We start from the raw sequence: 14,207 nt of genomic DNA on the forward strand, positions 1-14,207 counted from the left end.
CTGGTGTCTGGGTTTCAGTCGGTATGCAGTACGTTGAATTTCCACGTAAGGAGTTTCCGCATGGCAGATAAATATGTTGGAAAAATAGTGGGCGTTGGCACGGACAGCCTGAAGTACGTGATTAACATTTATCAGGACGAGACCGTTGAGCGCTCGTCAAGCGGCATGATTCGTCATGAAGGCCTGAAGCATTTCGAAATGCAATTTGGTGGCGACGTGAAAAAGCTTTCCGAGACGGAGTACGTGATCGTGGCCACGGGCGTAAGGGTTACTGTGCTCGAAGGCCCAAGCTGAGTGAGTCAGCCTTCTGGATCACCTCCCGGCACCACGTTACAGTGCAACGAAGGGCAGGTAGCGCCCACATTACAGACAAGGAGGTTGCTGATGCTCGCCAAGCTGCTGGTGACAGTCGGAATCATTTTTTACGCCGTGGTCGTACCGGTCTTCGAGATCAACGACTCCCATGTGTTCAACCCGGCATGGGAGCCTCACGCCCGGCTGCATGAAACCTGGCAGCTGTTTACCAACACGGCGCTTGGCGCCTTCAGTGTCTGGCTGGTGTGGGGCAAAGACAACCTCAAGCTGGCGAGCCTGCTCACGGTGTTCGTCACAGGCGGGTTCTTGATGGCGTACTGGCTGCGCGACGGCTATGGCGGGTCGATGGTGCTCACCGACGGTTCCGAAAAGATGATCCTGGGGATCAACCTCGGGCTGTTTGCGTACACGCTGGCCATCGTGATGGCCTGTATTGCTGTCGCACTTGAGTGGCGCAATCTACCTGCGCAAGCAGAGTCCTGATCAATATAGGCCCGGCTGTAGCGCCCAATTTTCATATCCAGATTTCGAAGTAGTTCAAAGAACCGGAGGAGTGGTGTGGCCGTTCTCCCGGTCGTGTGCCTTACTGAATGCAAATCGGTGGAGGCTGAAAATGCGAATCAGAGGCAGCATGTATCGTGATTGGGAGGATCCCGAGCTCGATTACATCACCCATGAAGAAACGGCTGACGGCGGCAGCATGATCGAGGTGAAAGCTCGACGTTCCCCTGCCGGTGTCACTCAGCTGTTCATTGGTGTGTATTCATCCGAGGGGGTCGGGGTATTGGAAATCGCGTATGACTCCCGCCCCGAAACCGTGACCCAGGCGCTGGCGTGGGGTGTTGCCCAGGCGCGCAGGTTTGTGTCGATGGAAGCGACGTTGCAGCCGCACATGCGCGCTTGAGCGCCGGCAGCACCGTGGCGCGGCAAGCGTTGCTAAACTGCAAATAGTGGGGGTAGTGAGGTGGGTTATGCGCTACTCAAAGATCACACCGTTTTTGTGGTGGGCTGCAGCCTTGCAGTTTTTTGCGATCTACTCGGCGGTTGAGCACAAGGCTTGGGATATCGTGATCATCTGCCTGATGGTGATCGGCGTGGGGATCTGGTTTGCCAGGGTTGCCCGGCAACTGGAAACGCACAAGCAGCCACGCGTGCGCTAAGCGAAGAGCGCCCCGGGCTCGACTTTGGTTGATTAGTGCAGCCTTTGTATTGGTTGCTAAAATCAGCTCAGTCCCCCCTCGGTTACTTCCCTATGCCTACTTACCGGATTCTGCTCCTTTGCGCGCTGGTCGCAAACCTGGCCGCGTGCGCTTCACCCGGCAACCCCACCGGCAGCAAGGAAACGGCCAAAACCCCGGAGGAGTACGCCGCGTGCGTGCTGCCGAGGTGGCAGGCCATCGCCCCGCAAACCACGCAAAAATCGATCAGCAAGGGCTACCGGATCATTGCGCCGAGTGCCGTGGCGTCTGATGAGGTGCTGGAGGTGGTCGAGTACAAAGAGGGCAGCCGCGCGACGTTTTACAAAGGCAGCTTTCTGTCCGGTGACAAGCTTCGCCAGGTGGCGCGGGATTGTTTGGGCGACGTAAGCGAGTCGAAATGAAAACACCCGCACTTGGCGGGTGTTTTTGCAGATGGGGCCAAGTCCCTTTGGCCTGGTCATAGTCCGCCAGCGCTGTGACAGGCGCATGACAGGGCAGCAAAAAGGCCGCCGCCTTCGCGGGCAAGCCCGCTCCCACAGGTCCTGCAGGGGTTCTGTGGGAGCGGGCTTGCCCGCGAATCTCCTACAAAGACGAGAGCATAAGAACTGGAATGGATATTGCTCCGGTCTCCAGACTTGATCGCACTGGGGGCAGGTTCATGGTGGATATGGAGATCTATGTCGATACAGCCGCGGTGGTGATTGCCCTGGCAGTGGACCTGGTAGCCATCTACCTGTATCGCGGCGGCGGGTGACCCGGGTGGCTTGACCCATGTCACCCCGAATCGGGGGCACAGTGGCAATTCCGGGTGGGATGGGGTATTACGGAGGTACCGGCATGGTGCCGGATCAGGAGGTCGTAGTGAGCTTGAATCAAGCGCAAGTTGACGCAGTAGAACACCTGCTAATGGCTTTCCTGAAACGCTCTGAGAGTGCCCAGATTGTCGCGACGGTCTACGAGGATGCCTACGCCTCGATCATGGGCAGCGAGGGCCCGCCCGACACCGCAGAAAAGGAGGCTGCACTTGAGCACCTGAACAACCTGCGGTTGCAGCTCAAGTAAGCCATTCGCTGGCATGCTCAAGCGCTCGCGCCACAGTCGGCACTGCCGTGCTTTCGTGGCGCGCAAGCGTGAGCAAAGGGCTTAAAAGATCGAGATCGGGTATTGGACGATGATCCGCGTCTCGTTGAAGCTGTTGGTGTTGCCATAGTCGCGACGCAATGTGGACTGGCGTAGGCGCACGTTGAACGCCTTCAGCGCGCCGCTCTGCACCACATAACCCACTTCGGTTTCCCGGCCGCGGTCTTCGCCGTCGGTAATCGCACCAGCGTGCACGTCTGTGCCCTTGATAAACCTGTTCATCATGGTCAACCCCGGGATGCCCAGGCCCACAAAGTTGTAGTCGTAGCGCACCTGCCACGACTTCTCGTGCTTGCCGTCATAGCTCCAGGCAAAACTGTCGTTGGCAAGGCTGGTGCCACTGGTGCCATTGATCCGTTGCACCCCGGCATCGCCGGCTACTTTCTGCAGCCCGATATAAAAGGTATGGGCACCGGTTTTCAGTGAAAACAGCCCGGAGAAGGTTTTGTTGTCTTGCGTGCCGGCAAGTGCCTCGCCATCTTCATTGCCGAAGAAGTAGCCGATGTTGGCACCCAGGCTCAGGTTATCCGTGACCGGTTGGGTGTGATTGAGTTGCAGGTAAGTCTGGGTATAGATGTCTTCCAGTTGCCCGTACCAGGCGCCAACTAAAGTGTTTTGTTGGTTGAAGGTGTATTCGGCGCCGCCAAAGTTAAAGCGATCCGATTCAATGGTATTGCGCCCGTGCACAACCGTGCCGGCGTTGTTGAACGAAAGCTTTTGCATGCTCGCATCGTTGCGTTGGCTATTGCCGGTAAAGCGCCCTGCATACAAGGTGGTATTGGTGATTTCTTTCGAGGTGATCATGCCGCCCTCGAAGGTCTGCGGCAGTGAGCGCGCATCATCCGATCGCAGCAGCGGAATGATCGGCGCCCACTCACCAATTTTAAGTTCGGTATTGGAAAGTTTGACCTTACCGGCCACGGCCAGGCGCCCGAAGTCGTCGGCAGGGCGGTTGTCATCATGGGTTGGCAGCAGCTGCGTACCGTAGGTGCCACGCCCGCCGTCCAGTTTGATCGCCAGCATGCCGATGGCGTCGACACCAAAGCCGACTACGCCAGGGGTGTAGCCCGACTTCACGTCGAGAATAAAGCTCTGCGTCCATTCCTCGGCCATACCGCGATCCGTCGGCCCCGGCACAACCACCGAGCGGCCGTTGTCGACGAAGTCGCGGTTCATATAGAAGTTACGCAAGTTGAGGTTAACTTTTGCGTCGTCAAAAAAGCCTTCGGCATGAACGGCATGGGAGGCACTGGCCGCGCACAGTAAAAACGCGACGCGTCCTGTAAAGAAGGAATGCTTCATTGATGTTTCCTGTTTTGTTTTTGTTGTGCTTAGGAATCAAGTTGCTGGCGGTGCGGGCTCACAGTACCGAGGCACGAAAAATTATCGAATCAACATTTGTGTAAGCCACCCTTAAGCCCAGGCGAATGCAAAAGCCCATTCGCCTGATCAGTAGCCTGGTGTATTCGGTGTTCCGCTTTGCTTAACGCCGGGTTACAGAAATGCAAATTCCATAAACGGGGCCTCGGGGGCATTCTCGGCACACAGCGTCATAACAAAAACAAAAGCCGAGAGAACTTCCTAATGGTCAAATCCAAGCTTTTCCCCCTGTGCGCGCGGCTCCTCACCACGGCAGCAATCGGGTTATCGACCTTGCCAGCCTATGCAGACGCCGCTAAGCCCGACACCCTGAAAATTGGCATCACCACCTTTATGTCGGGTTCGGCTTCGGTGTTCGGGATGCCGGCCAAGGCCGCTGCCGAAATCTACATCGAGGAGCTGAACGCAGCGGGCGGTATCGACGGCGTCAAGGTCGAGCCGATCTATGTCGATGAAGGGGTGGGCGGTGACCGGTTGCTCTCCGAGTACCGCCGGGTGGTGCAGGAGCAGGGCGCCAAGGTGATGGTCGCGTCTATCTCCAGCGGCAACTGCAACACCCTGGCGCCGGTCGCCGAAGACCTGAAGGTGGTGAACATCCTCTGGGACTGCGGTACCGAAAAGGCGCTGGAAGGGCACACCTACAACTATGTGTTCCGCACCCAGGCCAACGCCGTCACCGAGATGGTTGCCAGCGTTCTCTATCTGTTGAAAGTAAACCCGGATTTCAAAACCCTCGCCGTGGTCAACCAGGACTACGCCTGGGGCCGTGACTCGTGGGACATCTTCAGTGCGGTGCTCAAGCAGCTCAAGCCGGACGTAAAAATCGTCGCCGAGCTGTTCCCCAAATTCGGCGCGTCGGATTTCTCCGCAGAAGTCAGCCGTCTGCAGGTGCTGCGTCCTGATGTGGTGCTCTCCACCTCGTGGGGTGGCGACCTCGACACCTTTGTACGCCAGGCCAGCCAACGTGGCCTGCTGAAGAACTCGCAGTTCTTCCTCGCGCTCGGCGAAACCTCGCTGGAGCGGCTCGGCAACACTTTGCCAGAGGGCGTGCTGATCGGTGCCCGCGGCGACCATTACTTCCTCAGCCCGCAATACGCCAACGACCCCCGCCACAAAGCCTTCGTTACCAAGTTCCATGAGCGTACCGGCAGCTACCCGATCTACTCGGTGTACCACATGGTGCAGGCGCTTGATGGCATGACGGCGGCGTACAAGAAGGCCATTCAGGCCAACGGCGGCCAGTGGCCGAACGAAGAGCAACTGGCGGGTGCCTTCAAGGGCCTGGATTTCCGTGGCCTGACCAGCCCGGTGCACATCCGCCCGGAAGACGGGCAGGGCCTTGAAACCCAGCTGTTCGGGATCACCACCGTCAGCCCGGATTACAAGTTCAAGGTGCTCAAAGACATCATGCTGGTGCAGGCCGACCAGGTCACCACACCGCCCGGCGAGAAGTCGCACGAGTGGGTGAAGACCGTAACCCCGGCGCTGCTTGATCAGGTTCAGCCGCTGAGTGCAGCTCAATGAGCAGCGATATCCTGATCCTGGCGATGCTCGACGGTATTTCCTACGCCGGGCTGTTGTTCCTCGTCGCCTTGGGGCTCACCTTCATTTTCGGCGTGGTGAAGATTCTGAACGTGGCGCATGGCAGCCTCTACGCGTTCGGCGGCTATGGCGCCGCCTCGCTGGGCCTGTGGTGGGGCCAGGGTTCGGACTCTGCGCTGGTGTCGGTGGCGCTGCTGATCAGCGGTGCCATCGCCATGGGGGTGGTGCTGGGTACGGTGCTGATGCTGCTGCTGAAAAAGTTCCAGGACCGCGACCCGATCCTGCAGCTGCTGGTGACCTTCGGTGCGTTCATGATTTTTGAAGACCTGCAGCGCATGATCTGGGGCACGCAGCCTTACTTTGTCGCCGATGTGGTCAACCAGCTGGGCACCTCCGAGTTGATGGGGGTGGTGTACATGAACTACCAGCTGCTGTTCGTACCGGGTGCCGCGCTGGCGGTGTACTTCCTGTTGAAGTGGTTCCTCAACAGCACCCTGGCGGGCCGGCAGATTGTCGCCGTCACCCATGACCGCGAAGTGGCGACGGCGCTCGGCATCAACGCCCGGCGCATCGGTTACCTGACGTTCGTGGTCGGGGCGGTGCTGGGGTCGCTGGGCGGCGCGCTGGCGTCACCGACGACCTCGCTGGTGCCCGGCATCGGTGCCGACATGATCGTGCTGTCGTTCGCGGTGGTGGCCAGTGCCGGCCTTGGGCAAATCACCGGGGCGCTGATCACCGCGCTGCTGATCGGCCTGTCGCGTTCCTTCTGTGTGTACCTGGCGCCCGAGTTCGAAGTGGTGATGCCGTACCTGATCATGGTGCTGGTGTTGCTGATTCGCCCGCAGGGCCTGTTCACTGTCGTCCAGGCGAGGAAAATCTGATGCGCTCACTGTTGCTTGCCCTTGCGGCCGCTGTTGTCATCCTGGGCGTCGCGCTGACGTTCCCCTGGCTGAAAATCCCGCTGATCCTCTCGCTCTGCTATGGCCTGGCCGCACTCGGTATCGTCGTGCTGCTCAAGGCCGGGCAAATCTCCTTCGGCCATGCGATGTATGCCTGCATCTCCGGCTATGTGGTGGCCTTCGTGGGCAAACACTACCCGGCGCTGGACGGCATCGTCCTCATCGCCCTTGGCACCCTGGCGAGTGTTGTCGCCGGCATGCTGATCGGGGCGTTTGTGGTGCGCTACCGGGAGATCTTCTTTGGCATGCTCAACCTCGCCATCTCCATGGTGCTGTTCACCGTGCTCGGCAAGTTCTACGAGCTGACCGGGGGCACCGATGGCGTGCGCATCAACCGGCCGACCCTGTTCGGTTTCGAGCTGACCCGCGACCCGTACGAAATCGGCCTGCTGCTGGTGGTGCTGGCGTTGTCGCTGATCGCCACCTTCGGTGTGCAGCGCTATTTCCGCTCCAGCGGCGGGCAGGCGCTGGCCGCGATCAAAACCAACGAAACCCGCCTGGAATACCTCGGCATCTCGGCGAAGAAAGTACTGTGGAAGGGCTATGTGCTGTCGGCCTCGCTGTGTGGTTTGTCCGGCGCGCTGTTCGGGCTGTCCCAAGGGCTGGTCACGCCGGAAATGGGCTACTGGCTGCGCTCCGGCGAGTTTGTCTTCATCGCCATCCTGGGCGGTGCCGGGCATGCCGTCGGCGCCTTCGTCGGGGCACTGCTGTACGAGTTCCTGAAGATGTACGCGGCGGTGCTGGTCAGCGGCTCGTGGCAGTTGATCCTCGGGGCGATTCTTATCGTGATCATCTACTTCCTGCCCAAGGGCCTCACCGGCCTGTTTGGCAAGCGCAAGGGCGCCGAAGGAGGTGCCGCATGACCGCGCTGTTGCAAACCACTGACCTGACCCTGGCCTTTGGCGGCCTGGTCGTCGCCAACGGCATCAACTTCAGCCTGGAGCAGGGCGAGCGCCTGGCCGTAATCGGCCAGAACGGCGCCGGTAAAACCACCTTCATCAACATCTGCACCGGCTTGCTCAAACCCAGCAAGGGCACGGTGAGCTTTGCCGGCAACGACATCACCGGCCGTTCGCCGCGCAACATCGTGCGCCGGGGCATGGCCCGCTCGTTCCAGCTGCCGCAGCTGTTCCTGGAGCAAACGGTGCGCGAGTGCCTGGAGCTGTCGGCGGTGGCGCGCGGCGGCAAGCTGTCGTCCTGGAACCCCTTGGCGGCGGGCAGCACCCGCAAAGAGATCGACCGCATGCTCGACCTGATCAGCCTGCGCGAGCGCCAGCACGAGCTGTGCATCAACTTGCCCGAGGGGCAGCGCAAGCTGCTGGACGTGGGCATGTCGCTGATGCTCGAACCCAAGCTGCTGATCCTCGATGAGCCCACCAGTGGTGTGTCCACCGAAGAGAAGCATGGCGTGATGGAGATCCTCATGCGTGCGCTCGACGAGCAACAGGTCACGGCGATTTTCGTCGAGCACGACGTCGACATCGTCAAGCGTTATGCCACCCGCGTAGCGGCCTGGATCAGCGGCGCCATCGCCGCCGACGGCACGCCGGCGCAGGTGCTGGCCAACCCGCTGATCCAGCGTGAGGTACTCGGCGAATGAACAACGACATTTTGCTCCAGCTTGACCACGTCAGCGTCGACATTGTCCGCGCGCCTATCCTGCGCCGGGTGCATGCCGAGCTGCGCAGCGGCCACATCATTGCCGTTGTCGGGCGCAATGGCGCCGGCAAAACCACGCTGCTGCGCACCATCATGGGCCTGGTCAAGCTCAAGGAGGGCCAGATCCTGTTCGAAGGCCGCGACCTGCAGCGGGTGGCCGCGCACAGCCGGGCACGCCTGGGCATCGGCTACGCGCCGCAAGAGCGGGTGATGTTTCCCACCCTGTCGATTGAAGAGAACCTGCGCCTGCCGTGCCAGGTGGCCGGCATGTCGAAGGCGCAGGTGGATGAGCGCCTGGAGATGACCCTCGATGTCGTCGCCCAGCTCAAGCCGATGCTGGGCCGTTCCGGTGCGGCGCTGTCCGGCGGCCAGGGCAAGATGGCGGCCTTGGGGCGTGCGCTGATGATCGGCAGCAAGCTGATCCTGCTCGACGAGCCGTTCCAGGGCCTGGCCCCGGCACTGGCCACGGAATACAGCAACGCCCTGAAGAACCTGCAACTGCGCATGCCCGACCTGTGCATCGTGGTCACCGAATCGAACGGCAGCCTGCTCAAGGACGTGCCCGACCACGTGCTGCACATCGAGCGCGGCGAGCTTTCAGCGGTGACGAAGTTCGCCAGTGCGGTGGGTCCCGACACCCCTTCATACCTGCCTTTGGAGGCACATTCATGAGTACGCTTTACATCGACGGCCAGCACGTACCCGCGTCTGGCGGGCAGAGCATTCCCGTGTATTCGCCGGTAACGGGCGAAGCCTATGCCGAAATTGCCCGGGGTACGCCTGAAGACATCGATCGCGCTGTAAAGGCCGCCCGTGCGGCAGTGAATGGCCCCTGGGGCAAATTCAGCGCCACCGAGCGTGGGCGTGTCCTGGTGCGCATCGGTAATGGCGTGCTGGCACACATCGACGAGCTTGCCGCCATCGAGGCACAAGACACCGGCAAGCCGATTGCCCTGGCGCGCAAAGACATCGAAGCCCTGGCGCGTTACTTCGAGTTCTACGGCGGTGCTGCCGACAAGGTGCATGGCGAGGTCATCCCGTACCTCTCCGGCTACAGCGTCAGCGTCGTGCGCGAAGCCTGCGGCGTGGTTGGCCACATCATCCCCTGGAACTACCCCGCGCAGATGCTCGGCCGCACCCTGGCACCAGCCCTGGCGATGGGCAATGCCTCGATCGTCAAGCCGGCCGAAGATGCCTGCATGACCTCGCTGCGCTTTGCCGAAATTGCCGCCGAGGCCGGGCTGCCCGCTGGCGCATTGAACATCGTCACCGGCTATGGCCGTGAAGCCGGCGCGGCGCTGGCAGGCCACCCGGGGATCAACCTCATCACCTTTACCGGCTCGCCCGAGGTGGGCGTTGCCATCCAGACGGCGGCCGCCGCCAATCATGTCAAATGCGTGCTCGAGCTGGGCGGCAAGTGCCCGCAGGTGGTCTTCGCCGATGCCGACCTCGACAAGGCCGTGCCGGTGATCGTCGGCGCGATCATTCAGAACGCCGGGCAAACCTGCTCGGCAGGCAGTCGCGTCCTCATCCAGCGTGAAGTGTTCGACGAGGTGATCGCCCGCGTCGCGGCCAAGTTCCGTGAGGTGCGCGTCGGGCTGCCGGAGACCTCACCCGATTGTGGCCCGATCATCACCAAGGCCCAGTTCGGCCGGGTCAAGCAGTTCATCAAGGACTGCATCGACTCCGACCTGCCGGTGATCGCCGAAGGCAAGATGGACAGCGACCTGCCGCCGACCGGCTATTACGTGCGGCCGACGCTGTTCGGCCCGGTGCCACGGGATCACAAGCTGGCGCTGGAAGAGGTGTTCGGCCCGGTGCTGGCGGCGTTGCCATTCGATGACGAAGACGATGCGGTAGCCCTGGCCAACGGTACCGATTATGGTCTGGTGGCGTCGATCTGGAGCGAGAACGGTGCGCGCCAGCAGCGCATGGCCAAGCGCCTTGAAGGCGGCCAGGTATTCATTAACTGCTACGGCGCAGGCGGCGGTGTGGAGCTGCCCTTCGGCGGTATCCGCAAGAGCGGCCATGGCCGGGAGAAAGGCCTGCTGGCACTCGAAGAATTCAGCATCACCAAAACGGTCGTCAGCCATCACGGCTAGGCCCGGCATTTTCAACACACGACGGTTTTACCCACAACGGAGAGAAAAATGGCACAGCTCAATAATAAAGTCGCCATCGTCACCGGCGCCGCCAGCGGATTCGGCGCTTGTATTGCTCGTCGCTACGTGGAGGAGGGCGCGAAAGTCGTGCTCGCCGATATCAATTTTGAAGCGGCCGCCAGGCTTGCCGATGAACTCGGTGCCAACGCCATTGCTGCGGCCTGCGATGTCACCCAGGCCGACCAGGTCCAGGCGGCAGTAGACCTGTGCGTCAGCACGTTCGGTGTGCCGGACGTGGTGGTCAACAACGCCGGTACCACCCACCGCAACCAGCCGCTGATGGACGTTGACGAAAAGACCTTCGACCGCGTGTTTGCGGTGAACGTCAAATCCATCTTCCACATGACCAAGTCCGTGGTGCCGCTGATGCGTGCGCGCAAAAGCGGTTCGATCATCAACGTCGGTTCGGTGGCGGGGATTCGTCCGCGTCCGGGGCTGACCTGGTACAACGGCTCGAAAGGTGCGGTCAACCTGCTGTCCAAGTCCCTGGCGGTGGAGCTGGGCCCGGATGGCATCCGGGTCAACAACATTTGCCCGGTGATGGGCGAGACGGCCCTGCTGGAGGACTTCATGGGGATGCCGGACACCCCGGAAAACCGCAAGAAGTTCCTCGCCACCATTCCCCTGGGGCGCCTGGCCAAGCCGGATGATATTGCTGCGGTTGCGGTGTTCCTGGCCACTGACGCTGCGGCATTCCTGAACGGCGTGGAATTGCCGGTCGACGGCGGTCGCGTGGTGTAACACACCGACACCCCAAGGCGCCTACCCACGACAGGGCGCCTTGGGGTGCTCGCTTTATTGTTCGCCGGGCTTCATCAGCGCGATCAGTGCCCGGATGCAGCCAGGCAGCGCATCCAGTTGCCGTACCAGAATGCTGCGCTCGCGCACGGCCCAGGCTTCGTCAAGCTGGACGATGGCCAGCGCCATCGTTTTGCTGTGGCGGATGGCAGCCGACTCGGGGATCACCCCGATGCCCACCCCGACTTCCACCATGCGGCAAATGGATTCGAAGCTTGAAACCTGAATGCGCCACGACAGCTGCACGCCGAGCTTTTCAGCCTGCTCCTGCATGAACGCCTGCAGGGTACTGCCTTGCTGCAGGCCAACGTGGTGGTAGCCAAGGGCAGCACTGAGCTTCAGCGCCTTGCCGGTGTCCAGCGGGTGCCCTTTGGGCACGACCAGCACCAGCCTGTCGGTGCTGAAGTGCAGCACCTGTAGGTCCTTGGCGACAACCGGCCCGGCAATGATGCCCATGTCGGTAGAGCCTTCCAGCACGCCGCGCACGATATCCCTGGACAGCTTCTCTTGCAGGTCAACCGTCACGCCCGGGTTTTGCGCGAGAAAACCGGCAAGCACTTCCGGCAAAAACTCGGTCACCGCCGTGGTGTTGGCAAAGATGCGGATGTGGCCGGAGGCGTCGGTGCCGTACTCGGCGAATTCGGTTTTCAGGTAGCCAAACTGCCGCATGATCAGGCGCGCGTGCTTGAGCAGGCGCTGCCCGGCATCGGTCAGTTCCACGCCGCGGCTGTCGCGGTACAGCAGGTGGCAGTTGAGCTGGGTTTCCATGGCCTTGATGCGCACGCTGGCAGCGGCAGGCGAGATGAATGCGCGCTTGGCGCCCTGCGTCAGGCTGGGGGCCTCGGCGATGTGAATGAACAGGCGAAGGTCGGTGAGATCCAGGTGCATGAGGTCATTCCAACGTGGCGCTAGCGTTAATCAAAGCAGAACGCCGGGTTTAAGAAACGCTACTTCTCAGAACGATACAAGGCTCTCATGATCGACACATAACAACAACCGTCAGGAAGAGATTTGATGTCCCACTCGAATTTCACTGCATGGATCGGGCGTACCGAAACGGTCGCCGATCTGCTGGACGAGGCGCAGCTCAAGCGCATCGCCGCGACCCTGGGTGAAGTGCCCCCGGCGCCAGGTGAGCCGCTGCCCGCGCTGTGGCACTGGTGCTTCTTTCAGGCGCCGGTCGATGAGGCCGTGCTGGGCGCCGACGGTCACCCGGCCAGAGGTGGTTTCCTGCCCCCGGCCGAGCACCGTGTGCGCATGTGGGCGGGCGGCCGGGTGGAGTTCTTCGCGCCGCTCATCGCGGGTGAGCCGGCAAGCCGTAACTCCACCATCCTGTGCATCGAAGAAAAGACCGGCCAGGCCGGCAAGCTGCTGTTCGTGACGGTCTGTCACGAGTACGTCCAGCACGGTGATGTGCGGGTGCGTGAAGAACAAGACATCGTCTTCCGCGAGCCCGCAGCGCCAAAGCTGCGTTCCTCCGAAGCAGTGCCCGCAGGGCAGTGGGCCGAGCAGGTAACAGCCTCGGCAACAATGCTGTTCCGCTACTCCGCCGTGACCTTCAACGGGCACCGTATTCACTACGACTTCCCCTATGCCACCGAGGTGGAAGGCTACCCCGGCCTGGTTGTGCACGGCCCGCTGATCGCCACGCTGAACCTGCGCGCTTTCTTGCGCGCCAACCCCACCCGCGTGGTGCGCAAGTTTGCCTATCGCGGCGTCCGTCCGCTGTTTTCGCCCGAGCCTTTCGAGGTCGGTGGGCGGATCGATGCGCCCGGCACTGCGCAGCTGTGGGCCGGCAATCAGGCGGGCATGGCGCAGGTCGCCGACGTGGAATTTGAATGAGCCGCACCTTCGGGTCGAACACACGAGAGCCGTTACCGATGAACTACAAGAACAACGAAGAAATCAATGCGATCCGTGAAGGCGTCAGAAGCCTGTGTGCAGGCTTTGATGCCGCGTACTGGCGCAAAATCGACGAAGACAAAGGCTTTCCCGAGGCGTTCGTCACCGCGCTCACCGAAGCCGGCTGGCTGGCGGCGATGATCCCCGCCGAGTACGGCGGCTCGGGCCTGGGCCTGACCGAAGCATCGGTGATCCTCGAAGAGGTCAATGCCTGCGGGGGCAACTCCGGCACCGTCCACGGGCAGATGTACAACATGTTCACCTTGCTGCGTCATGGCAGCGAAGCGCAGAAGCACTACTACCTACCGAAACTCGCCAGCGGTGAACTGCGCCTGCAGTCGATGGGGGTGACAGAGCCGACCACGGGTACCGACACCACCAAGATCAAAACCACGGCGGTCAAGCGCGGCGACAAATACGTCATCAATGGCCAGAAGGTGTGGATTTCGCGCATCCAGCATTCCGACCTGATGATTCTGCTGGCCCGCACCACACCGCTGGCCGAGGTGCAGAAGAAGTCGGACGGCATGTCGATCTTCCTCGTCGACCTGCGCGAGGCCATCGGCAATGGCCTGTCGGTTCAGCCGATCGCCAACATGGTCAACCACGAGACCAACGAGCTGTTCTTCGACAACCTCGAGCTGCATGAATCCACCCTGATCGGCGAAGAGGGCAAAGGCTTTCGCTACATCCTCGACGGTTTGAATGCCGAGCGCACCCTGATCGCCGCCGAGTGCATCGGCGATGGCCGCTGGTTCATCGAAAAGGCGCGTAACTACGCCAAGGAACGTGTGGTGTTCGGCCGGCCGATCGGCCAGAACCAGGGCATCCAGTTTCCCATTGCCGAGGCGCACATCGAGGTCGAAGCGGCCGACCTGATGCGCTGGCGTGCCTGCGAAGAATACGACAGCGGCCAGGCGGCGGGCGCCAGCGCCAACATGGCCAAGTACCTGGCGGCGAAGGCCTCGTGGGAGGCGGCGAATGCCTGCCTGCAAACCCATGGCGGCTTCGGCTTTGCCTGTGAATACGACGTTGAGCGCAAGTTCCGTGAAACCCGGCTGTACCAGGTCGCGCCGATTTCCACCAACCTCATTCTTGCCTACGTAGCCGAGCACCTGCTTGAGCTGCCCCGCAGCTTCTAAGGAGACGGC

Annotated in this window: 17 protein-coding genes; 15 read left to right on the forward strand and 2 right to left on the reverse strand. The window is 61.4% G+C overall.

Annotated features, from left to right (window positions below; all coding sequences use genetic code 11):
• The first annotated feature begins 60 nt into the window (after positions 1-60).
• From I5S59_RS00395 to I5S59_RS00420, 6 genes are all read left to right on the forward strand, one after another.
• Positions 61-294, forward strand: a complete 234-nt coding sequence (locus I5S59_RS00395) for a hypothetical protein (RefSeq protein WP_197874874.1) — start codon at positions 61-63, stop codon at positions 292-294.
• Positions 295-384: 90 nt separating this feature from the next.
• On the forward strand, positions 385-798 hold the full coding sequence (locus I5S59_RS00400; protein WP_197874875.1) for a hypothetical protein: 414 nt from the start codon (positions 385-387) through the stop codon (positions 796-798).
• 148 nt (positions 799-946) lie between these two features.
• On the forward strand, positions 947-1,219 hold the full coding sequence (locus I5S59_RS00405) for a hypothetical protein (protein WP_420066427.1): 273 nt from the start codon (positions 947-949) through the stop codon (positions 1,217-1,219).
• 67 nt (positions 1,220-1,286) lie between these two features.
• Positions 1,287-1,475 carry a hypothetical protein gene (locus tag I5S59_RS00410; protein ID WP_197874877.1) on the forward strand — a complete coding sequence of 63 codons (189 nt, stop codon included), beginning with the start codon at positions 1,287-1,289 and terminating at the stop codon, positions 1,473-1,475.
• Between the two features lie 92 nt (positions 1,476-1,567).
• A complete protein-coding gene (locus I5S59_RS00415) occupies positions 1,568-1,915 on the forward strand; it encodes a hypothetical protein (protein WP_197874878.1) in 348 nt (115 codons plus the stop codon).
• 460 nt (positions 1,916-2,375) lie between these two features.
• A complete protein-coding gene (locus I5S59_RS00420; protein ID WP_232239545.1) occupies positions 2,376-2,576 on the forward strand; it encodes a hypothetical protein in 201 nt (66 codons plus the stop codon).
• Between the two features lie 81 nt (positions 2,577-2,657).
• On the opposite strand, the gene I5S59_RS00425 is transcribed toward I5S59_RS00420, so the two are convergent.
• The gene (locus I5S59_RS00425) at positions 2,658-3,956 is read right to left on the reverse strand and encodes an OprD family porin (protein ID WP_197874880.1); all 1,299 of its coding nucleotides are present in this window, start codon (positions 3,954-3,956) and stop codon (positions 2,658-2,660) included.
• Between the two features lie 351 nt (positions 3,957-4,307).
• Between I5S59_RS00425 and I5S59_RS00430 the strand changes: the two genes are divergently transcribed.
• From I5S59_RS00430 to I5S59_RS00460, 7 genes are read left to right on the forward strand one after another with little or no spacing between them, the layout of a single operon-like run.
• Complete coding sequence (locus I5S59_RS00430; RefSeq protein ID WP_197874881.1) at positions 4,308-5,558, forward strand: ABC transporter substrate-binding protein; 1,251 nt, start codon at positions 4,308-4,310, stop codon at positions 5,556-5,558.
• Positions 5,555-6,457, forward strand: a complete 903-nt coding sequence (locus I5S59_RS00435) for a branched-chain amino acid ABC transporter permease (protein ID WP_128324944.1) — start codon at positions 5,555-5,557, stop codon at positions 6,455-6,457. Before I5S59_RS00430 ends, I5S59_RS00435 begins: the two co-directional genes overlap by 4 nt.
• Positions 6,457-7,398 (forward strand): branched-chain amino acid ABC transporter permease, encoded by a 942-nt coding sequence (locus tag I5S59_RS00440; protein ID WP_128324945.1) that lies wholly within the window; start codon positions 6,457-6,459, stop codon positions 7,396-7,398. Before I5S59_RS00435 ends, I5S59_RS00440 begins: the two co-directional genes overlap by 1 nt.
• Positions 7,395-8,135: an ABC transporter ATP-binding protein gene (locus I5S59_RS00445; RefSeq protein WP_197874882.1), complete on the forward strand. Its 741-nt coding sequence runs from the start codon at positions 7,395-7,397 to the stop codon at positions 8,133-8,135. The genes I5S59_RS00440 and I5S59_RS00445 overlap by 4 nt, the downstream gene beginning before the upstream one ends.
• On the forward strand, positions 8,132-8,866 hold the full coding sequence (locus I5S59_RS00450; protein WP_197874883.1) for an ABC transporter ATP-binding protein: 735 nt from the start codon (positions 8,132-8,134) through the stop codon (positions 8,864-8,866). The genes I5S59_RS00445 and I5S59_RS00450 overlap by 4 nt, the downstream gene beginning before the upstream one ends.
• The gene (locus I5S59_RS00455; RefSeq protein ID WP_197874884.1) at positions 8,863-10,296 is read left to right on the forward strand and encodes an aldehyde dehydrogenase family protein; all 1,434 of its coding nucleotides are present in this window, start codon (positions 8,863-8,865) and stop codon (positions 10,294-10,296) included. The genes I5S59_RS00450 and I5S59_RS00455 overlap by 4 nt, the downstream gene beginning before the upstream one ends.
• 48 nt (positions 10,297-10,344) lie before the next feature.
• Positions 10,345-11,097 carry an SDR family oxidoreductase gene (locus I5S59_RS00460; RefSeq protein WP_197874885.1) on the forward strand — a complete coding sequence of 251 codons (753 nt, stop codon included), beginning with the start codon at positions 10,345-10,347 and terminating at the stop codon, positions 11,095-11,097.
• 54 nt (positions 11,098-11,151) lie between these two features.
• Here I5S59_RS00460 and I5S59_RS00465 read toward each other — a convergent pair whose 3' ends face one another.
• Complete coding sequence (locus tag I5S59_RS00465) at positions 11,152-12,042, reverse strand: LysR family transcriptional regulator (protein WP_197874886.1); 891 nt, start codon at positions 12,040-12,042, stop codon at positions 11,152-11,154.
• 126 nt (positions 12,043-12,168) lie between these two features.
• Here I5S59_RS00465 and I5S59_RS00470 point away from each other — a divergent pair, with 126 nt between their 5' ends.
• Both I5S59_RS00470 and I5S59_RS00475 read left to right on the forward strand, forming a co-directional pair.
• A complete protein-coding gene (locus tag I5S59_RS00470) occupies positions 12,169-12,996 on the forward strand; it encodes an FAS1-like dehydratase domain-containing protein (protein ID WP_197874887.1) in 828 nt (275 codons plus the stop codon).
• Between the two features lie 38 nt (positions 12,997-13,034).
• On the forward strand, positions 13,035-14,198 hold the full coding sequence (locus tag I5S59_RS00475) for an acyl-CoA dehydrogenase family protein (RefSeq protein ID WP_197875205.1): 1,164 nt from the start codon (positions 13,035-13,037) through the stop codon (positions 14,196-14,198).
• Positions 14,199-14,207: the final 9 nt, after the last annotated feature.

The organism is Pseudomonas alkylphenolica, assembly GCF_016009175.1.
In the GTDB taxonomy this organism is placed as follows: domain Bacteria; phylum Pseudomonadota; class Gammaproteobacteria; order Pseudomonadales; family Pseudomonadaceae; genus Aquipseudomonas; species Aquipseudomonas alkylphenolica_B.

Coding starts and splice junctions, on each gene's coding strand:
- I5S59_RS00460 (WP_197874885.1), top strand. CDS start 10,345: ATGGCACAGCTCAATAATAAAGTCGCCATCGTCACCGGCGCCGCCAGC.
- I5S59_RS00450 (WP_197874883.1), top strand. CDS start 8,132: ATGAACAACGACATTTTGCTCCAGCTTGACCACGTCAGCGTCGACATT.
- I5S59_RS00395 (WP_197874874.1), top strand. CDS start 61: ATGGCAGATAAATATGTTGGAAAAATAGTGGGCGTTGGCACGGACAGC.
- I5S59_RS00455 (WP_197874884.1), top strand. CDS start 8,863: ATGAGTACGCTTTACATCGACGGCCAGCACGTACCCGCGTCTGGCGGG.
- I5S59_RS00400 (WP_197874875.1), top strand. CDS start 385: ATGCTCGCCAAGCTGCTGGTGACAGTCGGAATCATTTTTTACGCCGTG.
- I5S59_RS00440 (WP_128324945.1), top strand. CDS start 6,457: ATGCGCTCACTGTTGCTTGCCCTTGCGGCCGCTGTTGTCATCCTGGGC.
- I5S59_RS00435 (WP_128324944.1), top strand. CDS start 5,555: ATGAGCAGCGATATCCTGATCCTGGCGATGCTCGACGGTATTTCCTAC.
- I5S59_RS00445 (WP_197874882.1), top strand. CDS start 7,395: ATGACCGCGCTGTTGCAAACCACTGACCTGACCCTGGCCTTTGGCGGC.
- I5S59_RS00410 (WP_197874877.1), top strand. CDS start 1,287: ATGCGCTACTCAAAGATCACACCGTTTTTGTGGTGGGCTGCAGCCTTG.
- I5S59_RS00405 (WP_420066427.1), top strand. CDS start 947: ATGTATCGTGATTGGGAGGATCCCGAGCTCGATTACATCACCCATGAA.
- I5S59_RS00470 (WP_197874887.1), top strand. CDS start 12,169: ATGTCCCACTCGAATTTCACTGCATGGATCGGGCGTACCGAAACGGTC.
- I5S59_RS00415 (WP_197874878.1), top strand. CDS start 1,568: ATGCCTACTTACCGGATTCTGCTCCTTTGCGCGCTGGTCGCAAACCTG.
- I5S59_RS00475 (WP_197875205.1), top strand. CDS start 13,035: ATGAACTACAAGAACAACGAAGAAATCAATGCGATCCGTGAAGGCGTC.
- I5S59_RS00465 (WP_197874886.1), bottom strand. CDS start 12,042: ATGCACCTGGATCTCACCGACCTTCGCCTGTTCATTCACATCGCCGAG.
- I5S59_RS00425 (WP_197874880.1), bottom strand. CDS start 3,956: ATGAAGCATTCCTTCTTTACAGGACGCGTCGCGTTTTTACTGTGCGCG.